At 40.4% G+C, this 21,314-nt stretch carries 16 protein-coding genes and 1 tRNA gene; 7 read left to right on the top strand and 10 right to left on the bottom strand.

The annotated features are described in order from the left end of the window. Positions 1-112: 112 nt before the first annotated feature. Both I6F41_RS11310 and I6F41_RS11305 read right to left on the bottom strand, forming a co-directional pair. Entirely contained in the window at positions 113-895 is a 783-nt protein-coding gene (locus tag I6F41_RS11310; RefSeq protein WP_089367703.1) for a DUF481 domain-containing protein, read from the bottom strand. Between the two features lie 32 nt (positions 896-927). Further along, complete coding sequence (locus tag I6F41_RS11305; RefSeq protein ID WP_011327107.1) at positions 928-1,746, bottom strand: mechanosensitive ion channel family protein; 819 nt, start codon at positions 1,744-1,746, stop codon at positions 928-930. A 262-nt stretch (positions 1,747-2,008) separates the two neighbouring features. Between I6F41_RS11305 and I6F41_RS11300 the strand changes: the two genes are divergently transcribed. Continuing rightward, positions 2,009-2,084, top strand: a tRNA-His gene (locus I6F41_RS11300). Positions 2,085-2,357: 273 nt separating this feature from the next. On the opposite strand, the gene I6F41_RS11295 is transcribed toward I6F41_RS11300, so the two are convergent. The 8 genes from I6F41_RS11295 to ampD form a co-directional block, all read right to left on the bottom strand. Next, complete coding sequence (locus tag I6F41_RS11295; protein ID WP_197108429.1) at positions 2,358-3,899, bottom strand: methyl-accepting chemotaxis protein; 1,542 nt, start codon at positions 3,897-3,899, stop codon at positions 2,358-2,360. A gap of 257 nt (positions 3,900-4,156) precedes the next feature. Then, positions 4,157-4,831, bottom strand: a complete 675-nt coding sequence (locus I6F41_RS11290; RefSeq protein WP_041454330.1) for a tRNA-uridine aminocarboxypropyltransferase — start codon at positions 4,829-4,831, stop codon at positions 4,157-4,159. Between the two features lie 302 nt (positions 4,832-5,133). Beyond that, positions 5,134-6,561 carry a dihydrolipoyl dehydrogenase gene (gene lpdA, locus I6F41_RS11285; RefSeq protein ID WP_011327104.1) on the bottom strand — a complete coding sequence of 476 codons (1,428 nt, stop codon included), beginning with the start codon at positions 6,559-6,561 and terminating at the stop codon, positions 5,134-5,136. A 157-nt stretch (positions 6,562-6,718) separates the two neighbouring features. Further along, the gene (aceF, locus tag I6F41_RS11280; protein WP_197108428.1) at positions 6,719-8,683 is read right to left on the bottom strand and encodes a pyruvate dehydrogenase complex dihydrolipoyllysine-residue acetyltransferase; all 1,965 of its coding nucleotides are present in this window, start codon (positions 8,681-8,683) and stop codon (positions 6,719-6,721) included. A gap of 10 nt (positions 8,684-8,693) precedes the next feature. After that, positions 8,694-11,360, bottom strand: a complete 2,667-nt coding sequence (gene aceE / locus I6F41_RS11275; protein WP_011327102.1) for a pyruvate dehydrogenase (acetyl-transferring), homodimeric type — start codon at positions 11,358-11,360, stop codon at positions 8,694-8,696. Positions 11,361-11,443: 83 nt separating this feature from the next. Beyond that, positions 11,444-12,193 (bottom strand): pyruvate dehydrogenase complex transcriptional repressor PdhR, encoded by a 750-nt coding sequence (gene pdhR / locus I6F41_RS11270; protein WP_011327101.1) that lies wholly within the window; start codon positions 12,191-12,193, stop codon positions 11,444-11,446. Positions 12,194-12,896: 703 nt separating this feature from the next. After that, on the bottom strand, positions 12,897-13,748 hold the full coding sequence (gene ampE / locus I6F41_RS11265; RefSeq protein WP_011327100.1) for a beta-lactamase regulator AmpE: 852 nt from the start codon (positions 13,746-13,748) through the stop codon (positions 12,897-12,899). Positions 13,749-13,761: 13 nt separating this feature from the next. Continuing rightward, positions 13,762-14,316, bottom strand: coding sequence for a 1,6-anhydro-N-acetylmuramyl-L-alanine amidase AmpD (gene ampD / locus I6F41_RS11260; RefSeq protein ID WP_197108427.1), 555 nt, complete (start codon positions 14,314-14,316; stop codon positions 13,762-13,764). Positions 14,317-14,860: 544 nt separating this feature from the next. Between ampD and nadC the strand changes: the two genes are divergently transcribed. The 6 genes from nadC (at position 14,861) to pilB (ending at position 21,279) form a co-directional block, all read left to right on the top strand. Further along, a complete protein-coding gene (gene nadC / locus I6F41_RS11255; RefSeq protein ID WP_182684030.1) occupies positions 14,861-15,706 on the top strand; it encodes a carboxylating nicotinate-nucleotide diphosphorylase in 846 nt (281 codons plus the stop codon). A 511-nt stretch (positions 15,707-16,217) separates the two neighbouring features. Continuing rightward, positions 16,218-16,637 (top strand): pilin, encoded by a 420-nt coding sequence (locus I6F41_RS11250; protein WP_197108426.1) that lies wholly within the window; start codon positions 16,218-16,220, stop codon positions 16,635-16,637. A gap of 56 nt (positions 16,638-16,693) precedes the next feature. After that, on the top strand, positions 16,694-17,920 hold the full coding sequence (locus I6F41_RS11245; protein WP_197108425.1) for a type II secretion system F family protein: 1,227 nt from the start codon (positions 16,694-16,696) through the stop codon (positions 17,918-17,920). Positions 17,921-17,957: 37 nt separating this feature from the next. Further along, positions 17,958-18,851 (top strand): prepilin peptidase, encoded by an 894-nt coding sequence (locus tag I6F41_RS11240; protein WP_197108424.1) that lies wholly within the window; start codon positions 17,958-17,960, stop codon positions 18,849-18,851. A 1-nt stretch (position 18,852) separates the two neighbouring features. Then, on the top strand, positions 18,853-19,485 hold the full coding sequence (coaE, locus tag I6F41_RS11235) for a dephospho-CoA kinase (RefSeq protein WP_197108423.1): 633 nt from the start codon (positions 18,853-18,855) through the stop codon (positions 19,483-19,485). Positions 19,486-19,605: 120 nt separating this feature from the next. Beyond that, complete coding sequence (pilB, locus tag I6F41_RS11230) at positions 19,606-21,279, top strand: type IV-A pilus assembly ATPase PilB (RefSeq protein ID WP_192532788.1); 1,674 nt, start codon at positions 19,606-19,608, stop codon at positions 21,277-21,279. Positions 21,280-21,314: the final 35 nt, after the last annotated feature.

Here is a 21,314-nt window from a genome sequence, read left to right as displayed (position 1 = left end):
TCCCTAGGTCTACAACCAAAAATGGCCGCCATTGTACATTATAATCAAAGCAATAAAAAAGGGGCTTAAGCCCCTTTTATTGTTACTAAAACACTGTATTTTGTTAAATCAGTTAAAAACTGTAAACCAATGTTAATGAGGTCTCTGTATCGGTGCTTTCTTTGTCATCAGCAACATCTGAGTTGTTAATAATATTGTAAGCAACCTTCATTTGTAATGAACCATTTATTTTAGCAAGTAGTGCAGTTTCTGAGCGTGTTTTGGTGTTGGTGTCACCATACTCTACTGTTACTAATTGCGTAAAACGAGCGTTATCAGAAATCTTCCAGTTGTAATCTAATTTACCTAAGGCAATAATTTCGCCTTCGTATTCACCAGCAAGTGAATTACCATTTTCGTCAACTTCTGTGCTTACATCTGGATACTTAAAGTACTTATAACCAGGACCAATTTCGGCACTTAACCACATGGTTTTTTCGTTTAATAAACGTAAACCATAACCAGCAGAAACTACCGACTCACTTCTATAGGCACCAAAATAGTCTGAAACGTGTGAACCATAAATGAATAGGTGCGAGTGTTTTTCATTTAATTTGTAATTGCCTTGTGCAGAAATAGCGTATTTTTCGTTAGTACGCTGTTTGTCTTTTGTACCATCGTCGTTTTCTACTTCGTCTTCTTTATAAATACCGTCGATTTTGTACTCATTATTCCAACGTTCTAGATGATGCAATACCTTAATACCACCTTTAAGTGTGGTGGTTTCGGTGTTACCGCTGGTAATAATAGCGCCTAGCTCACTGGTAACTTCCCAGGTTTTTTGCTCAGCGTCGTCTGCAAATGCGTTAGTTGCTGCTGTTGCTGCAACTAAAATTGATAAAAGCTTTAGTTTCATTTAAAAATAACCTTTGTATAGCTGTAAGTAAATTAATCTTGTTTGCGTAAATGTACATCCATCTGAGGAGCTGGAATATTGATCCCTTGCTCATCAAATATAATTTTAATTTCTTCGAGTAAACTCCAGTACGTAGGCCAATAATCGGCTGACTCAACCCACGGGCGAACTATAAAGTTTACGCTTGATTCAGCAAGCTCAGATACTGATACGTTATAAGCCGGATCTTTTAAAATGCGTGACTCGCTATCGAGTATTGATTTAAGCACTTCTTTCGCTTTGCGTAAATCGGCATCGTAATCTACACGAATTACTAAATCTATACGGCGTGTTGACTCTCGTGAGTAATTAACGATTGCATCTGACATGATTTTTGAATTTGGCATTATGATAACTTTGTTATCTGGGGTGCGCAGCTCTGTTGAAAATATTTCGATTTTTTTAATAGTGCCGGCTTTATTACCTGCCTCTACGTAGTCGCCCGATTTAAAAGGGCGTAGTAAAATAATCAGCACGCCTGATGCAAAGTTAGAAAGAGAGCCTTGTAGTGCTAAACCTACAGCTAAACCAGCAGCACCTAAAATAGCGATAAAAGAGGTTGTTTCGATCCCTATTTGCGATAGCGCCATTAAAACGGTCGCCATAAATACTATGGCAAATACAATACTAGAAACAAAAGAGCCTACTGCTTTGTCTACTTTCTTTTTGTCGAATGCTTTTTCGGTTAAGTTTGCACAAAATTTTGCAATTCGCCCACCTAATAAAAAGATAACCAGCGCTATTACCGCTTGTATTCCATAGTGTAAAATTAGGCCTGAGTTTTCATTAAGCCAATTGAGTACCGATTCCATTTTGTGGTCCCTGAAAGTCGTTCATCTGATTTTATCGGCAAATTATATATTATTTACATTTTGGATTCATTAGATAATGGGTTTGCATAAATAAGTTTTAACCCAGTTACTTATTAAAGTAATAGTTAACTTGGCTGCTTTTCATGCAAAACACACACTAAACACACTGTTTTACTCTTTTTTTAATTTTTTTCACTTTTTTGCTTCACAACTTTTAATACTTTATGTATTATGCGCCTCACACCAACCAAGGTGTGTTGTGGCGGTTGTAGCTCAGTTGGTAGAGCCCCGGATTGTGATTCCGGTTGTCGCGGGTTCAAGCCCCGTCAATCGCCCCAATTTTTCTTTCCTCAAGAAAAATCAAAAATCAAAAATCAAAAATCAAAAATCAAAAAAGTATTAATCCTTTAAGTTGTTTATCCAGTTTTTATATTTTTAAAACCCACATTAAATAAGCTTAAAATACCTAGCTTGTAGTAGTAGATTTACCTTGCGCTTTTTTGATTTTTAACAAGCGCGGCATAAAGCCCCGCCTACGGGTAATTTAAACACCGAGCTTGGCTTAATCTCTGCCTAAAACCTAATGCCTGAAACCTGCTCTTACCCGCCCTTTAATCTACTTTGAAAGATAGCCCTAATGATGCAAGCATTTTTGAGCGTTTATCAATAGAATCTGATTCGACTTCTACTAATTGTGCTTGAGTTAGGTTTTCGCTTGAGGTTTCACTAATATTGTAAATGTTACGGCTAATCTCTTGCGATACCATACTTTGTTCTTCGGCAGCTGTAGATATTTGGCTCGTGAGATCTGAAATATCGCTAATAGAAAGATGAACCTGAGAAACTATCTCTTGTGTTTGGCGTGTTTCTTTAACACAGTCTTCTGCAGCATTTTTTCCAACTTCCATCGTTTTAGACCAGCTTAATAACGTTGACTGCATTTCTGCTATAGATGTTTGTATTTGCTCAGTGGCAGAGTGGGTTCTGCTTGATAGCGCGCGAACTTCATCTGCAACGACAGAGAAGCCTCTACCATGCTCTCCAGCACGTGCTGCCTCTATGGCTGCGTTTAACGCAAGTAAATTAGTTTGATCTGCAATACCTTGAATTTCTTGCATGATATCGCCAATTTTACCTGCCTCTTTAGCTAATTCTGTTGCTGAATTAGCTGAATTATCTACCTCATTTGCGAGTAAAGAAACTTTATCCATAGTTTGCGACATAGCCTGCGTAGCTGCTTCACAATTTGAATGCGCTTGATTTACTTTCTGGGTAGTTATAACAGTACTTTTGGCAACTTCATCAATTGAGTTAACCATTTGCTCAACCGCTGACGAAACCTGATGTAGCTCTGCAGCTTCTTTTTCAACTCCCAATTTAGATTTTTGAGCAACGGCTTTGAGCGAGTTGGCACCCTTTTCTAAACTCAATGTTCCATCGATGATCCGCCCTACTATTGTAGTGACTTTTCCTTCGAGTAATTTAATTTGAAAATCAGCAAAACTAAATATATTACTGCCCGAAAACACATGGCGAGAGATACTGTCTGACTCAGTTTTTCTTTTTTTAAGGTATCGCTGCGATAAAACGAGCTGATCATAATAAATAACAAAAGGCAGAGGAATAAACAGCAAAATAAACCACAGTGAATAACTAGCTAACCAAGCAAAAAGTGCACTAAAGCATAAATATAGAGGGAGTTTGAGTGCCGACAGATTATGAGTAAATGTATTTATAGACTTGCCACTATTAATACGCTTATACAGATTTTCTGCGCTGTTTAAGTACTCAGGTAATAGTCGGCGCCTAACAGATTGATAGCCTATTTTTTTTCCATTTTCATAAATTGGCGTTACAAATGCGTCAACCCAGTAGTATTGACCATTTTTACATCTGTTTTTAATTGCACCTCGCCAAGCAATATCATTTTTTAAATTAGACCATAAATCGGCAAACGCAGCTTTGGGCATATCAGGGTGGCGCACCATACTATGGTTATTACCTACTAGCTCTTCTAATGTATATCCAGCAACTTTACAAAAGTTATCATTTGCGTAAGTTATAACTCCTTGCAAGTCTGTAGTAGAGAGTAGTTCTTCATCAATACCAAAAGTAACTTCCTGGTCGACTATCGCTTGTTTTTGCTGACTCATTTGAATGATATTCCCTTAAGGTGATATATCGTTAAAGAATAATTTATAAATACAAAAGGCGCAATTATAATGCTTTTTGCTTTCTTTATTTTTTAATGTAGTAAAAAAGACTGGCTAAAGTGAGTGTATTTTATTTATAAATAACTATTCATAAAATAGTAGTTTGTTTTTAATTTTTAACAAGCGCGGCATAAAGCCCAGCCTACGAGCAACTTAAACACCGATTTTGGTTTAATCTCTGCCTGAAACCAGCCCTTTTACTCTGGCCTGCCTTTATTGCGTTTACCTAATAAGTACGCGTCGCGGAATTTTATAAAGTGCTGTTCTAGTTTTGTGGCTGCATCTTTCTCTCCCGCTAACGCTAGCACCATAATAGCCACTTCTGCAGTGCCAAGTTGATGCGCATGGGGAGCAACGCGAAGGCGGTAGTCTGAGAGTTTGTCGGCAGTGATCGACAATACCGGAAGGTTATCTAAATACGGGCTTTTGCGGATCATTTTTTTAGCTTCGCGCCAGGTGCCGTCTAGAAATATAAATAGCGGTTTTTTACCGGCTGTTATATTTACTTCAGTTACCGCTCTGCCCGGCTCTACATCTTCAGCAGGAAATACAACCATAGGTTGATATTGCGGATCGTTTATTAATGCTAAAAGTTTGGCATCGGGATCAGTTCTGTCCCATCTAAATGCATAGTTTTCAGGTACTATTTCGGCAATTAAACGCCCAGTATTTGAAGGTTTAAAGCTTTCATTATGATACATAAGTAAACAAACAGCGGCGTCGCAATCGGCTTGTACAACCCCTTCACAAATACAGTAAAGCTCTGCAAGTAGGCATTGCTGGCAACGTGTCATTTTAGCGCCTCGAGCGTTAAACTCACGGCGCGATTCGCTTATTTGTTGGGCACGTAATGCTAAAACGGCATTTTTCACTGGGGGTTTACCTTAAATAAATTAGGCGCGCATTGTAGCTATATTTGATGAAAATAGATATGTAAGGGCTTTAGGTATTAACAAGGTGATACAACCCTATAGGCGGAAGTTTACCTCGCGCGATATTTTTTGAACCTTAAACCTTAAACCTGAAACAAGCGCGGCATAAAGCCCCGCCTACGGACGGCCTAAACATCGAGCTTGGTTTGATCTCTGCCTGAAACCTGATACCTAAAACCTGCTTTTCGCCCATAAAAAAACCCAAGCTGGGCTTGGGTTTTTAAACAATTAACTAAAAGAAATTACTTTTTCTTTTTAACTGCTTTTTTATTTGGTAAGTCAGTGATTGAACCTTCGTAAATTTCAGCTGCTAGGCCGATTGATTCGTTCAATGTTGGGTGAGCATGAATGGTAAGTGCTAAGTCTTCGCCATCTGCGCCCATTTCTACTGCTAGGCCAATTTCGCCCAGCATTTCGCCTGCGTTAATACCAACCATAGCGCCACCGATTACACGGCCACTTTCTTTATCAAAAATAAGCTTAGTAGAACCTTCAGTACGTGCTGATGCAATTGCACGACCTGATGCAGCCCACGGGAATACCGCAGTTTCAATGCTAAGGCCTTGCTCTTTTGCTTCTTTTTCAGTTACACCAACCCACGCCATTTCTGGATCTGTGTAGGCAATTGAAGGAATACATTTAGGATCAAAGTAATGTTTTTGACCAGAAATAACTTCAGCTGCAACGTGTGCTTCGTGAACTGCTTTATGCGCAAGCATAGGCTGGCCAACAATGTCGCCCACTGCAAAAATGTGCTCAACGTTTGTTTTAAGCTGCTTATCAACATTAATAAAGCCGCGATCATCAACGTTAACGCCTGCTTTATCTGCATCAAGTAACTTACCGTTTGGTGTACGGCCAACTGCTACAAGTACTTTGTCGTAACGTACTGGTTCTGCTGGTGCGTTTTTACCTTCAAACGTTACATATAGGCCATCGTCTTTTGCGTCAATGCCCGTTACTTTAGTAGAAAGCATTACATTAAATTTGTCGCTTACGTACTTTTGGTAAATTTTAACAATGTCTTTATCAGCAGCAGGTACTAGTTGATCAGCAAATTCAACTACGTCGATTGCTGAACCTAGTGCACGGTATACTGTGCCCATTTCTAGGCCAATAATACCACCACCAAGTACAAGTAGCTTTTCAGGGATATCTTTAAGCTCTAGTGCGCCAGTTGAGTCAATTACGCGATCATCTTCTGGGATGAAAGGTAAGCTAACTGGTTTAGAACCTGCAGCAATAATTGCGTTATCGAACGTAATTGTTGTTGTACCGTCGGTGCCTTCAACAGCAATGGTGTTACTGCCAGTAAATTTACCGTAACCGTATACAACTTTAACTTTACGCATTTTCGACATGCTAGTTAAGCCACCAGTTAGTTGGCCAATAACAGAGTCTTTCCATGAACGGATTTTGTCTAAGTCAATTTGTGGTGCGCCAAAAGTAACGCCATGATCGGCCATTGCCGCTGCGTCATCAATTACTTTAGCTACGTGTAAAAGCGCTTTTGAAGGGATACAACCCACATTTAGACATACACCGCCTAGTGTATCGCGAGACTCAACTAGTGTAACTTCTAAGCCCAAGTCAGCAGCACGGAAAGCCGCAGAGTAACCACCAGGACCACCGCCTAGTACAACAACTTGAGTTTTTAATTCGTTGCTCATGCTATTACCTTAATTATTTGAACGGGACACAGCCCCAAGGTTTAACTGCCATGCTTCTGCGAGGCAGAAATTCTGTGCAAAGATTGTATCATTGCAAATGGTAAAAATCCCAGCAAAAAACAACTGGCTGGGATTTGATTTCATACATTTTTAGCAATTACATCACTAATTGACGAATATCGCTCATGTAGCTTGCCAGCGTAACAGTAAAGCGTGCTGCTAGCGCACCGTCAATCACTCTATGGTCGTACGACATTGACAATGGCACCATAAGTTTTGGTTCAAACTCTTTACCATTCCATTTTGGCTTCATTTCAGATTTAGACACACCTAAAATAGCCACTTCTGGCGCGTTAACAATCGGCGTAAATGCCGTACCGCCAATACCGCCTAAGCTTGAAATAGTAAAACAGCCACCTTGCATATCTGCCGAGGTAAGCTTACCGTCGCGTGCTTTAACAGATACTTCCATTAGCTCGCGCGATAGTTCAATAATGCCTTTTTTATCAACATCTTTAAACACAGGTACTACTAAACCATTTGGCGTATCAACCGCTACACCAATATTAATGTACTTTTTAAGAATTAAGCTTTCGCCGTCGTTAGACAGTGACGAGTTAATAGTTGGAAATTCGGCCAATGCTTTTGCTGCGGCTTTCATTACAAATACTAATGGCGTAATTTTAACACCTAGCTTTTTCTTCTCGTTAAGGGCATTTTGCTCTTTACGGAATTCTTCAAGGCTGGTTATATCGGCTTCGTCGAACTGAGTAACATGTGGGATTTGCACCCAGTTACGGTGTAAGTTTTTACCCGATAGCTTTTGAATACGCGATAGCTTTTTCTCTTCAATTTCGCCAAACTTAGCAAAATCAACTTTAGGCCATGGAATAAGCCCAAGCTCACTGCCGCCTGCGTTGCCTTTACCTGCCGACAATTGACCAGATTCAACTTGCTTAACTAAGTTTTTAACATAGTTTTGCACGTCTTCTTTTACTACGCGGTTTTTACGACCAGAGCCTTTTACGTTAGCTAGGTTTATACCAAACTCACGTGCTAAGCGGCGTACCACAGGCGATGCATGTGCATACGCGCTGTTATCAGCAAAGCTTTCGTTGCTAGCTGCTGGAGCAGATTGCGTCGCTGTTTCGGCTTTTGGTGCTGGCTTTTCGCTTTTAGCAGCAGGTGCTGATTTTTCGGCTTCAGGTTTAGCGGCTGCAGCAGGTGCGCCACCAGCAACTTCAAAAACAAAAATTAACGAGCCGGTCGATACTTTGTCGCCAGTAGCTACTTTAATTTCTTTAACTGTGCCAGCAAACGGCGCAGGAAGCTCCATTGCTGCTTTGTCGCCTTCAACGTTTAGTAACGATTGATCTTCAGTAACGCTGTCGCCAACGGCTACTAAAACTTCGGTCACTTCAACTTCGTCGCCACCAATATCAGGCACGTTAACTTCTTTTGTGCTTGATACTGAGCTTTGCTCGGCTGCCGGTGCTGCTTTAGTTTCGGCTGGTGTTGACTCAGCAGCTGGTGCTGCAGACTCACTACCCGCTACTTCAAATACAAATACCAATGAACCGGTTTTTACTGTATCGCCAGTCGCTACTTTAATTTCTTTAACTGTGCCAGCAAACGGCGCAGGTACTTCCATTGACGCTTTGTCGCCTTCAACGCTTAAAATAGACTGATCTTCGCTAACGCTGTCGCCAACGGCTACTAAAATTTCAGTTACTTCAACTTCGTCATCGCCAATATCTGGCAAGGTTACGTCTTGTGCTGCAGAGCTAGAAGCCGCTGGTGCTGGTTTAGCGTCAGTTGCAGGCGCTTTTTGCTCTGCTGCACTGTCGCTTTTGTCTGCACTTGCGCTTTTATCTGCACTTTCGCCTTCACTCTCGCCTTCAAAGATAAACACTAAAGATCCAGTAGCTACGTTGTCGCCAACGCTTACTTTAATCTCTTTTACTGTGCCAGCGGTGTCGGCCGGTACTTCCATTGATGCTTTGTCGCCTTCAACGGTTAGTAATGCTTGGTCAACTTCAACAACGTCGCCAACGGCTACTAAGATTTCGGTTACTTCTACTTCATCACCACCGATATCGGGTACTTTAATTTCAATACTCATTGCAAACCTCTTATGCGTACAGTGGGTTAAGTTTGTTGGTGTCGATATTGAACTTTTTAAGTGCTTCAATAACTACCGACTTTTCAACTTCACCACGTTTAGCAAGTTCAGATAACGTAGCAACTACAACGTAGTCTGCGTTAACTTCAAAGTGACGACGAAGGTTTTCGCGGCTATCAGAGCGGCCGTAACCATCGGTGCCTAACACTTTATAGTTATTGCTAGGGATAAACGAACGCGCTTGCTCTGCGTAGTTTTTCATGTAATCGGTTGCTGCAACCGTTACTGAATCGTTTAATACGCTAGTGATATACGCTGTTTTTTGCTCGCCTTCAGGGTTAAGCATGTTAAAGCGCTCAACATCTTGGCCATCGCGCGTTAGCTCGTTAAAAGACGTTACTGAGAATACGTCAGACGCAACACCGTAGTCTTCGCTCAATACTTTAGCTGCTTTACGTACTTCAGTCATAATAGTACCCGAGCTTAATAGCTGTACGTTGGCTTTTTTGCCTGCGTAGCTTTCTAGCTTGTAAATACCTTTACGAATACCTTCTTCAGCACCTTCTGGCATAGCTGGTTGATGGTAGTTTTCGTTCATTAACGTTAAGTAGTAGTAAATGTTTTCTTGATCGTCACCATACATACGACGAATACCATCTTGAATGATAACCGCTACTTCGTATGCGTACGTTGGATCGTAAGAAATACAGTTAGGTACTGTGCTGGCAAGAATATGGCTGTGGCCATCTTCGTGTTGTAAGCCTTCGCCGTTAAGCGTAGTACGACCGGCTGTTGCACCTAGTAAGAAACCACGTGCTTGCTGATCGCCTGCCATCCATGCCATGTCGCCAACGCGTTGGAAACCAAACATAGAGTAGTAAATGTAAAATGGGATCATTGGTAAATCGTTGGTGCTGTACGATGTTGCTGCAGCAACCCATGACGACATTGCACCTAACTCGTTAATACCTTCTTGCAGTACTTGACCCGATGTAGCTTCTTTATAGTAAGAAACAATATCGCGATCTTGAGGTGTGTAGTTTTGGCCATGCGGGTTATAAATACCAATTTGGCGGAACAAACCTTCCATACCAAAGGTACGTGCTTCGTCGGCAATAATAGGTACTATGTTTTTACCAATGCCTTTGTCTTTTAATAAAATATTAAGTGCACGAACAAAACCCATAGTGGTAGAAATATCACGTTTTTGTTCTTCAAGTAGCGGGTTAAACGCCTCTACTTCTGGCACTGTTAGCTTTTCGCTAAAGCGCGCAATACGCTTAGGTGTATAACCTTTAAGCTCTTCACGACGAGCGTGTAAGTAAGTGTGCTCAGGAGTGCCTTCTTCAAGCGTTAAATAAGGCAGTTCGGTTAGTTGCTCTTCAGATATTAAATCGTCAAGACCTAGGCGTGAGCGTAGGTGTGCAACATGCGACATGTCCATTTTTTTAACTTGGTGCGCAATGTTTTTACCTTCAGCCGCTTCACCCATGCCGTAACCTTTAACGGTTTTAGCAAGAATAACAGTAGGACGACCTTTGGTTTCTTCTGCTTTTTTAAATGCTGCAAATAATTTAGATGGCTCATGACCACCACGCTTAAGCGCAAAAATTTCGTCATCTGTCATATCAGCAACAAGTGCTGCTGTTTCAGGGTAACGACCAAAGAAATGTTCACGTACATACGCGCCATTTTTTGCTTTATACGTTTGGTAATCGCCGTCAACCGTTTCGTTCATTAGTTGTAATAACTTACCGGTTTTATCTTTAGCCAGTAATATATCCCAACCGCTGCCCCACACTAGCTTAATTACGTTCCAGCCAGCGCCTTTAAATAGGCCCTCTAGCTCTTGAATAATTTTACCGTTACCCATAACTGGGCCATCTAGGCGCTGTAAGTTACAGTTAACTAAGTAACATAGGTTGTCTAGCTTTTCGCGTGCAGCAAATGAAATAGCGCCACGTGATTCTGGCTCATCCATTTCGCCATCACCTAAAAACGCATATACACGTTGGTTTTTAGTGTCTTTTAAGCCACGGCCGTCTAGGTATTTTAAAAAGCGTGCTTGGTAAATAGACGAAATAGGACCAAGGCCCATAGAAACCGTAGGAAACTGCCAAAATTCAGGCATTAATTTAGGATGCGGGTACGACGGTAAACCTTCGCCACCTACTTCTTGACGGAAGTTATCTAGCTGCGATGCCGATAAACGCCCTTCTACAAATGCGCGTGCATAAATACCCGGAGAAATATGCCCCTGGTAATAAACTAAGTCGCCGCCGTCTACATCGTTTGGTGCTTTAAAAAAGTGGTTAAAACACACTTCATAAAATGCCGCAGACGATTGGTAAGACGCCATATGGCCGCCTAAATCGAGATCTTTTTTCGATGCACGCAATACAATCATTATCGCGTTCCAACGAATTATTGAACGAATACGGCGTTCAATATTTACATCTCCCGGGTAAGCAGGTTCTTGCTCTACCGGAATTGTATTGACGTAGTTAGTGGTAATACCCGTTGGCATATCTACGCCATCTAAACGGGCTTGCTCTAACACTTGCTCAAGTAAAAACTGAGCTCGTTCAACACCTTCTTCGCGCACAACCGATTCAAGAGCTTGTAACCACTCTTGTGTTTCTAGCGCGTCTACGTCAATTTTATTGACTTCAGACATATGGAGGTTTCCTTATGTTTAAAATACGAATGTTGTGTATTTAACACATCCCACTTACTAATTTTGAGTAAGGATGTATTTGCTTAATTTTGTTTAGTGCGTCTTAAACTGCGTTCAATTCGCGAATGTTCTTTACCCGCTTCCAGTAATGCTTCTTCTATATAGGCTAAATGCGCATTACTAGCTAAGCGTGCTTCTTCGGGCTTACCTTCAATAACAGCATCCATTAGCAAGCCACGGTGGTGGCCTAATTGGTTACTGATATCTGATTTTGTTAATAACACGGTTAAATTTTGCAATACATTTTGCTCAAGCAATGCCTGCATGCCTCTCACTAAATGTAGTAAAACAATGTTATGTGACGCCTCTGCAATACAAAAATGAAAAGCATTTATTGCTTTCGCTTTTTGTTGTAAGTCGTCTTGTACCAAAGCAATTTGATCAAAGCTTTGTTTTACTTTAATAAAATCGTTATTGGTGCCACGCAGTGCAGCGTAATACGCAGCAATCCCTTCTAATGCATGGCGAAATTCAAGTAAATCAAACTGCGACTCAGGGTGTTTACTGATCAAATCAAACAGCGGATCAGTAAGCCCTTCTTCGAGCTGATTTTTTACATACGTACCGCCACCTTGGCGTCTGGTTACTAAACCTTTCGCTTCAAGCTTTTGAATTGCTTCGCGCAGTGATGGCCGCGACACTTCAAATTGCTTAGCTAACTCACGCTCCGGTGGCAATTTTTCGCCTGGTGCCAACGACCCCTCAAGAATCATGTTCTCAAGTTGTTGTAAAATCACATCCGATAATTTTGCAGCTTTAATCTTTAAAGACATCAGTCAACGTCCGCGTTGTATAAATACCAAAAGCCCTTAAAACCAGGCTTTGAACTGAACAATTTAGCCAAAAGGTAAATTGGTCATACCAAATTTTGACATACGGTAACAAAAAGCCTAATTGCTGTCAATTTACAGTAGCTTTAAGGACACTTAGCCAGCGTAACGCATTCAGCGCAAAGTTTAAAGAATACACAAAATAGTATAAATAAAGAAAGGTAAATGAGACGAAAATAAATTGGTCAGACCAGGGAGGGTAAAAGTGATAACGGATAGTTTAGGTGTTAGTAGTCAAAAATAAGTAAACACCCCATAGCCCGCAGTGTAACTTAATTACAGCCCGTTTATTCACAAAGAGGCTAAGAGGGCGCTGCGCTTTAGAGCAGTGAAAAGTAATAGCTTAAAATGCTAACTTTTTAATGTTTTCTCATTTACTCTCATGCCTTCTCTTTGTGAAATAGTATCTTTTTTGTAAGGTGAGGTGTAAAACCGCACTTACACAATCCAAACACCGTGCTTAGTTTTATCTTTTGTCTGGAATTTGTAAGTGCCAAGCTTGCTGGCGCGATATTTTTAACAAAAACTATAATTACTTAAAACATTCGCACTACGTGCGCGGTGGCAAGCCCCTCGCCTAGGCATAACCTCAAACATCGAGCTTGGCTTTATCTCTACCTAAAACCTGACACCTAAAGCCTGCCCTTTAATCCAGCCCACCAAACAGGGTTAATAATGCAATCAGTACTAAATAAAACAATACATTACGTTTTACCAGTTTAATCATACAAGTGGCTTCGTACGCGCAGTCGTAGTAGCGTTTTTCTACTTGCTCTGCGGCTAAGGCGGTGTAAGTAACCACTTTGCGGTTAGGGCTTGAAAAATCAAGCGCGTAGCGTAACCAGCAACTAGTGCCTTTATTAAAGTTACCTATTACTAAATAACCAAAGCTGGTAATACGCGCTGGTAACCAGTCAAGCCAAAATAATAATCTGTGTAGCATTTTAGAATGCTTTGCTATTATTTCGTCGTCATCTTGCGTTACTAAATCGGCGAATGTGCGTACTAGTGCATATAAAACCGCACCGGCTACGCCTAATATTACAAACCAAAAAATCACCGCGCAGTAAAATCTAAAGTTAACCCATGCCAGGGTTTGCCCAACTGTTTCGCCGTCTTGTTCTTCTTCTGTACGGTTTTGCCCCATTTGCAGTGCATATAAAGTGGCTGCGGTTTTATCATCTCGGGTTAAAGCATTTAAGTACGACTTATATAAGGCACGCTGCTTAGCACAACCAAAGCAGACTAATAATATTGTTACATTAAAAATAAGTTGCCACAGCACAAAGTCAGACAGCAAATATAAACAACCAATAGCCAGTACAGGTAAAAGTAGCCACACTAAAAAGCCAACACCCGAGCCAAATACGCCTTTATTAGTGAGCAGGTTTGCCGAGCGATTTACGTAACCGTCTGCGTAGTAGCTAATTTGCCAATGGGCTGAACGAGCACCTAAGCGCTCAAGTATTAATGCAATTATTATCGAAACCAAAATCATTGTTGTTACTCACTTAGCCTGATTGTTTAAGCATAGTTAAAAATAAATGCCAATTAAAGCTACTACCAGGGTCTGTTTTTCGCCCTGGTGCTATATCGCAATGCCCTACAATTCGCTCTGTTGTTATATTTGGATAGCGTTGCATTATGGCTTTACTTAATATTTTTAAACTAGTGTATTGCGCTAAAGTATAAGCGGTGGTGTCGGTTCCCTCAAGCTCAATGCCTATACTAAAGTTATTGCAGTTAGTTTGCCCGTTAAACTCAGACGCCCCAGCATGCCATGCTCGCTTAGTAAATGGCACGTACTGCACTAGCTCACCGCTGCGTTTAATAAAGCAATGTGCCGACACCCGCACACCGTGTAAATCGCTAAAGCTGCTATGCGCTTCACAATTAAGCGTACCCATAAATAAATCATCAACATAAGGCGTGCCAAACTGCCCCGCCGGCAAGGATATATTGTGAATTACCAATAACGAAACATCAGTATCACTCGGGCGCTCATCAAAATGCGAACAACCACGCTGCACAGCACAATTTACCACCCCATTTAAATCTATGTTCATAATTTAAATCAAAAGATCTACATAACATCGATGCTAAAGGATTTAATTTAAAAATGATAGACGCAGTAATAAAAGCTTACCAACCAGCGAACTTGTAGGCGGGAGTTTACCTCGCGCTGTTTTTAAATTTTAATCAGCGCGGCATAAAGCCCCGCCTACGTGTAACCTAAACACTGAGCTTGCTTTGATCTTTACCTAAAACCGACCCTTTTCACAAAGAGAAGACAATGAGAGCAAATGAGAAGCCACTTAAACAACTAATTTACTTATTACTCCTCTAAAGCGCAGCGCCCTCTTAGCCTCTTTGTGAATATGTTTTTCGCACTACGTGCGGCGCGGTGGCAACCCCCTCGCCTACAGGTAATTTAAACACCGAGCTTATCTCTACTTAAAACCTGAAACCTGCTCTTCCCTAAAACCTGACACCTGAAACCTAAAACCTGCTTTCCCCAAAAACCTGATACCAGCCTTTACCACAAAGCTGGTTATTGCAATTCAAACATAGTAAAATTTGCTTAATTTATTTACTGTTACGAGCTTTTTTATGCCTATTCCACACACTTTAGTTAGTCAACTAGTTACTCTTGCACTTGGTGAAGATTTAAATTACCAAAGTGCTGAAAATGGTGATATTACCGCGCAACTTATTCCAGCAAACGAGCAAGCGAACGCTAAAGTAATTACCCGTGAAGACTGCATATTTTGTGGTAAAGACCTAATTATTGAAGTATTTAAGCAAGTAGATCCAAGCGTTGTAGTAAATGTACTAGTAAACGATGGCGATGCAGTTAAAGCTAACAGTACTTTATTTACAGCAACAGGCTCGGCTCGCGCTATTTTAACTGCCGAGCGTACAGCACTTAACTTTGTACAAACACTTTCGGGTACTGCTACTACCACAGCTCATTATGTAAAAGAACTTGCGGGTACAAAAACCCAACTACTCGATACCCGTAAAACCATACCTGGTTTACGTATTTTACAAAAGTACGCCGTTAAATGTGGCGGCGGTGCAAACCACCGTATTGGTTTATACGACGCGTTTTTAATAAAAGAAAATCACATAGCAGCGTGTGGCGGTATAAACAAAGCCGTGGCGCAAGCTAAACAAAACCAACCAAACAAACCAATAGAAGTAGAAGTTGAATCACTTGTTGATCTAAAACAAGCGCTTGATGCGGGTGCCGATATTATAATGCTCGACAACTTTAACGTAGAGCAAATTAAACAAGCTGTAGTGGTTACTAACAAACGTGCAAAACTTGAGGTTTCGGGCAATATGACCCTACAAACGCTTAAAACTTACTCACAAGCTGGGGTAGACTTTATATCGAGCGGAGCGTTAACAAAAAACTTACAATCAATCGATTTATCAATGCGATTTGATTAATAATAACGCAGACTTTAAATTTAAACTGCGCTAATTCATTGACAATAGCTGCTATAAAGCATTAAATAACCCGAAAGGATTGCTTTTTAACATTTTGTTAAATAAAATACTTTTTTAAATATAATCCGTGTACTAAAAAGTAAAAAACAGTGGTAAACTCACGCTGTTGTACTATAAATGAATGTACTATTAATATAAAAGCACTAATTAGCTGGTTTAATATTAATGAGTGCAATGAAATGCATAAAAAAGTTAAGTATTTATACAGCTATACCTAAAAATATAAGCTAATTTATAAATATAAAAGTAACTAAATAACGCATTAAAGTGCTAAATATTGGTAACTTTAATAACTAAATTCACAGCGTACTTTTGTTTATACAAACTAAAATACGCTGTACAGTAAAGTTTGTTCTTTAAATAAACAGGTTAAATAAACAAATTAAGCCAAGCACTAATGCTACTTAAATAACGCTTATTTACCACAACATTATCCTTTAGGAGAGGAAACATGAAAACAATGACACAACAGAACCAAAAGGGTTTCACCCTAATTGAATTAATGATTGTAGTAGCAATCATCGGTATTTTAGCAGCAGTAGCACTGCCTGCTTATCAAAATTATACAAAAAAAGCTTACTTCTCAGAAGTGATCTTGGCAACTGCCCCTTATAAGGCTGGTGTTCAAACATGTATTTTAACAAATGCGATTACTGAATGTGATACCGGTGTAAAAGGAATACCAGCAACAACCGCAACTAAAGTTGTTGCATCCGTTTCTGTTACAGATGGTGTAATTCTGGTAACACCTAAGGCTATTAATGGTATTGCAGTAGGAGATACTTACACCTTAACTCCAGTTGGAGCAACGAATGCAGGGGACCAAATAACTAGTTGGACCGAAACTTGTGGCAATAGCATATATTGCTAACTTAATAAAAGGCTGCTTTAAAGCAGCCTTTTACAATTAAATCAAAAAGCTTACCTATGAAAAAAAAAACAGAGAACAAAAATCTAGATACTTTTGAATGGGTAGGTGTTAGCTCTAGAGGAAGAAAGCTTGAGGGAGAACTCAATAGTACTAGCATATCCTTAGTTAAAGCCCTATTACGTAAACAAGGTATCACCCCCTCCAAAGTTAAACGCAAAGCCAAACCGTTATTTGGTGCACGCTTACAAAAAATAACCCCTAAAGATATTGCCATAGTCACTCGGCAAATTGCCACCATGCTGATGGCGGGTGTACCGCTAATACAGTCAATTGAAATGATTGGTACTGGAGCAACTAATAAAAGCCTTGGTAAACTCATGGAAACCATTGCCGATGAAGTTAAAGCAGGCCAACCGTTATCGCAAGCACTAAGGCGCCATCCTCGTTATTTTGATGACTTATATTGCGATTTAGTAGCATCGGGCGAGCAGTCTGGTGCTTTAGATAAAATATTCGACCGCGTGGCTATTTATAAAGAAAAGTCTGAAGCGCTTAAATCAAAAATAAAAAAAGCGATGTTTTACCCTATTGCAGTATTAGTTATCGCACTTATTGTTACCTCCATACTACTAATATTTGTAGTACCGCAATTTCAGGATATTTTTGCCGGTTTTGGTGCTGAACTCCCTGCTTTTACCTTATTTGTAATTGGTATCTCGGAGTTTATGCAGGAATATTGGTGGATGATGCTAATAGCAATTGTTGTATTTGGTTGGGCGTTTAAAGAGGCGCACCTTAAAAGCTTAAAGCTCCGCGATGCTACCGACCGAGCAGTATTAAAACTCCCCGTTATTGGCATGATTTTAAATAAAGCGGCTGTTGCCCGTTATGCCCGCACGCTTTCGACCACTTTTGCTGCTGGTGTGCCGCTAGTTGATGCGCTGGACTCTGCTGCAGGAGCCTCAGGTAATGCGGTTTATCGTTATGCTATTTTAGATATTAAAGCCGAGGTTAGCTCGGGTAACCAAATGAACTGGGCAATGCGTAACTCCAAAATATTCCCTGATATGGTAATACAAATGGTGGCTATTGGTGAGGAGTCGGGCTCGCTCGATGGCATGTTAGGTAAAGTAGCGACTATTTATGAGCAAGAAGTTGATGATGCAGTAGATGGACTCTCAAGCTTGCTAGAACCACTAATCATGGCCGTATTAGGTGTGCTAGTTGGTGGTTTAATTATTGCCATGTACTTGCCTATATTCCAACTTGGCTCTGTTATTTAGGTTTTTCAAACTCATTATTTAATTATTTGGTCGTTATATGCAAAGTATTATAGAAGTAATGCAAAGCCAATTATGGTTTTATTTAACCTGTATTGGCTTGGTGAGTTTATGTATTGGTAGTTTTTTAAATGTGGTTATTTATCGCTTACCACTGATGATGCAACGTGAGTGGCAAAGCGAATGCCGTATATTGCTAGATGATGAGCTTACAGCTAATAAGTCTAAACAAGCCAATATCAATGAGCCTTTTAACTTAGTAAAACCCAATTCTACCTGCCCTAAATGCAAAACAGCCATTAAGCCTTGGCAGAATATTCCTATTATTAGTTGGTTAATACTTAAAGGTAAATGCGCAAGCTGCAGTAATCCTATTTCGGCCCGATACCCTGCTGTAGAGCTAATTACTGCCCTATTAAGTTTAATTGTTGCCTACAGCTTTGGTACGACCGAGCAAGCCCTTTTATATATTTTTGTAACGTGGATTTTAGTAGCACTAACCTTTATTGATATTGACCACATGCTACTGCCGGATCAGCTTACACTTCCGCTTGTTTGGCTTGCACTTATTGCCTCGGTAATGGGTTACACAATTACACCTACCGATGCCATTATTGGCGCGGCTTGTGGTTATTTAAGTCTATGGAGCGTATTTTGGTTATTTAAATTACTTACCGGTAAAGAAGGCATGGGCTATGGCGACTTTAAATTACTTGCCGTGTTTGGTGCTTTGCTTGGCTGGCAATCGTTATTGACTATTATTTTGCTCTCGAGCGTAGTGGGCGCCATTATTGGTATTGCGCTATTAACTATTCAGGGTAAAGACAAAGCCACCCCCATTCCATTTGGCCCCTACCTAGCTATTGCAGGCTGGATCACCATGTTATGGGGCGAGCAATTACAAGCTAGCTACTTTAATTTAATTGGCTACTAATATGAGCGAACAAGCGGTTAAAGTAACGAACATAAATAATTGGGTACTGGGTTTAACTGGCGGTATAGGCTGTGGTAAAACGGCTGTAAGTAATATGCTTGAAGCGCTGGATATTTGCGTTGTTGATGCCGACATTATTGCGCGCCAAGTAGTTGAGCCAGGCAGCGAAGGGCTAAAGGCAATTGTTGCACACTTTGGTGCTGATATACTTTTAGCCGACGGCAATTTAAACCGCAGTGCTTTACGCGAGCTAGTTTTTAGCAATAATGAGCATAAAAACTGGTTAAATACGCTATTACATCCACTTATTCGCAGCCAAATAATAGCCGATTTAAATAACGCCACTAGCCCTTATGTGGTAATGGTTGCTCCGCTACTTTTTGAAAATGGCCTAGATAAATACTGTAACCGCACTTTACTTATAGACGTGCCAAAAAGCGTACAAATAGAACGCACGGTTAAGCGTGATAACATAAGCTTAGAGCAAGTAAATAGTATTATTGCTGCGCAAATGTCGCGTGAACAAAAACAACAACAAGCAGATGATATTTTAAATAACGATCGCAGCCTAACTCTAGTTAAGCACGACTTAATAGCTTTGCATAAAGGCTATTTAAAATTGGCGTTAAAATAGCCATAAATTACAAAAACAGTTATTTTAATTGCTAAAATCAGCCTAGATTGTGATGGGCAATGTAATCCCTGCTTTTTTCTGATAAATTGCTAACTATTGAAGGATTTAAACAGGTGCGCAATGAATATTAACTCACCGTTATTAAGAAAATTTATTACCCTTGGCCGTGTTGATGCCGATATAGTAAAAACTAAACAGCAAGAGTTTGCCTCTACTGCTGAGCTTATTGCTAAATGCGGAAAAATTGACAGTAAAGATTTAGCGGCGCAATGCATTGATTTATTTAGGGTACCTTTTTTTGATTTAAAAGACTTTAATACTGCACTTATTTCTCCTGAGTTAATAAAAGAAAAACTGATCCGTAAGCATCATATTTTGCCTTTAGTACAAAAAGGCAGAAAAGTGTATATTGCCGCCTCTGATCCTACCGATTACGGCGCATTTGAAAACTTTGAATTTAGTACCGGCTTGTCTTGCGAAGTGGTAGTGGTTGACTACATTCAACTCGATAAAAAAATAGAACAATTGCTTGATGCCACTGGCAGCTTAAATTTAAGCGATGACGAGTTTAAAGAGTTTGCCGAACTAGACGCCGATATCCAAAAAGACACCACTAAAGACGATGACAAAGACGATGCACCAATCATTGTTTACATCAATAAAATATTAATGGATGCGATTAAAAAAGGTGCGTCTGATTTACACTTTGAACCCTACGAGCACAAATACCGAATTCGTTTTAGAATTGACGGCATTTTGCACGAAGTAGCCAGCCCACCAAACAGTTTAGCTACTAAGCTTTCGGCGCGTATTAAAGTAATGTCGCGCCTTGATATTGCCGAAAAACGTAAACCACAAGATGGCCGCATAAAGCTAAAAATAACCGAGCGTAAAAGTATCGACTTTCGGGTAAGCACCATGCCTACCTTATGGGGCGAAAAAATTGTAATGCGTATTCTTGATTCATCTAGCGCCATGCTTGGTATTGATGTATTAGGTTACGAACCCGAGCAAAAAAAGCTCTATATGGATGCGCTTGAGCAACCACAAGGGATGATATTAGTAACTGGGCCTACAGGCTCTGGTAAAACGGTATCGCTTTACACCGGCTTAAATATATTAAACCAGCCTGAGCGTAATATTAGTACCGCCGAAGATCCGGTAGAAATTAACCTTGAAGGGGTTAACCAAGTACAAATTAATATAAAAGCCGATATGACCTTTGCCAACGCACTACGCGCATTTTTACGCCAAGATCCCGATGTAGTAATGGTAGGTGAAATACGTGACTTAGAAACCGCCGAAATATCAATTAAAGCGGCGCAAACAGGTCACTTAGTGCTTTCGACTTTGCATACTAACTCAGCACCCGAAACCATTACCCGCTTATTAAACATGGGCGTACCGGCGTATAACGTAGCAAGTTCAATTAGCTTAATTATAGCTCAGCGGCTAGCGCGTCGCTTATGCCCTAAGTGTAAAACACCTGAGAATTTACCTAGTGAAGAACTACTGCGCCAAGGTTTTAGCCAGCAGCAAATTAGTGAAATGACCCTGTATGCTCCTAAAGGTTGCGAAAACTGTACCGATGGCTATAAAGGTCGTGTAGGTATTTACGAAGTAATGAAAATTACCCCAGAAATAGCACAAATTATAATGCGCGGTGGTAACTCACTAGAAATAGCTGAAGTGTCGCTTAAAGCCGGATTTAATAACCTGCGTTTATCGGGCATTCGTAAAGCCGCCGACGGCATGACCTCGTTAGCTGAGATTAATCGGGTAACGAGTTTTTAATATCAGGTATCAGGTATCAGGTATCAGGTATCAGG

This window comes from Pseudoalteromonas sp. SCQQ13 (genome assembly GCF_015864415.1).
Taxonomy (GTDB): domain Bacteria; phylum Pseudomonadota; class Gammaproteobacteria; order Enterobacterales; family Alteromonadaceae; genus Pseudoalteromonas; species Pseudoalteromonas nigrifaciens.
The sequence above is the reverse complement of the archived record's forward strand: the minus strand, read 5'-3'. Positions and strand labels throughout refer to the sequence as shown.

What these genes read in the sequence shown, in the direction of transcription:
- I6F41_RS11310 (WP_089367703.1), bottom strand. Translation starts at nt 895, where the DNA reads ATGAAACTAAAGCTTTTATCAATTTTAGTTGCAGCAACAGCAGCAACT.
- I6F41_RS11305 (WP_011327107.1), bottom strand. Translation starts at nt 1,746, where the DNA reads ATGGAATCGGTACTCAATTGGCTTAATGAAAACTCAGGCCTAATTTTA.
- I6F41_RS11295 (WP_197108429.1), bottom strand. Translation starts at nt 3,899, where the DNA reads ATGAGTCAGCAAAAACAAGCGATAGTCGACCAGGAAGTTACTTTTGGT.
- lpdA (WP_011327104.1), bottom strand. Translation starts at nt 6,561, where the DNA reads ATGAGCAACGAATTAAAAACTCAAGTTGTTGTACTAGGCGGTGGTCCT.
- aceF (WP_197108428.1), bottom strand. Translation starts at nt 8,683, where the DNA reads ATGAGTATTGAAATTAAAGTACCCGATATCGGTGGTGATGAAGTAGAA.
- aceE (WP_011327102.1), bottom strand. Translation starts at nt 11,360, where the DNA reads ATGTCTGAAGTCAATAAAATTGACGTAGACGCGCTAGAAACACAAGAG.
- pdhR (WP_011327101.1), bottom strand. Translation starts at nt 12,193, where the DNA reads ATGTCTTTAAAGATTAAAGCTGCAAAATTATCGGATGTGATTTTACAA.
- ampE (WP_011327100.1), bottom strand. Translation starts at nt 13,748, where the DNA reads ATGATTTTGGTTTCGATAATAATTGCATTAATACTTGAGCGCTTAGGT.
- ampD (WP_197108427.1), bottom strand. Translation starts at nt 14,316, where the DNA reads ATGAACATAGATTTAAATGGGGTGGTAAATTGTGCTGTGCAGCGTGGT.
- nadC (WP_182684030.1), top strand. Translation starts at nt 14,861, where the DNA reads ATGCCTATTCCACACACTTTAGTTAGTCAACTAGTTACTCTTGCACTT.
- I6F41_RS11250 (WP_197108426.1), top strand. Translation starts at nt 16,218, where the DNA reads ATGAAAACAATGACACAACAGAACCAAAAGGGTTTCACCCTAATTGAA.
- I6F41_RS11245 (WP_197108425.1), top strand. Translation starts at nt 16,694, where the DNA reads ATGAAAAAAAAAACAGAGAACAAAAATCTAGATACTTTTGAATGGGTA.
- I6F41_RS11240 (WP_197108424.1), top strand. Translation starts at nt 17,958, where the DNA reads ATGCAAAGTATTATAGAAGTAATGCAAAGCCAATTATGGTTTTATTTA.
- coaE (WP_197108423.1), top strand. Translation starts at nt 18,853, where the DNA reads ATGAGCGAACAAGCGGTTAAAGTAACGAACATAAATAATTGGGTACTG.
- pilB (WP_192532788.1), top strand. Translation starts at nt 19,606, where the DNA reads ATGAATATTAACTCACCGTTATTAAGAAAATTTATTACCCTTGGCCGT.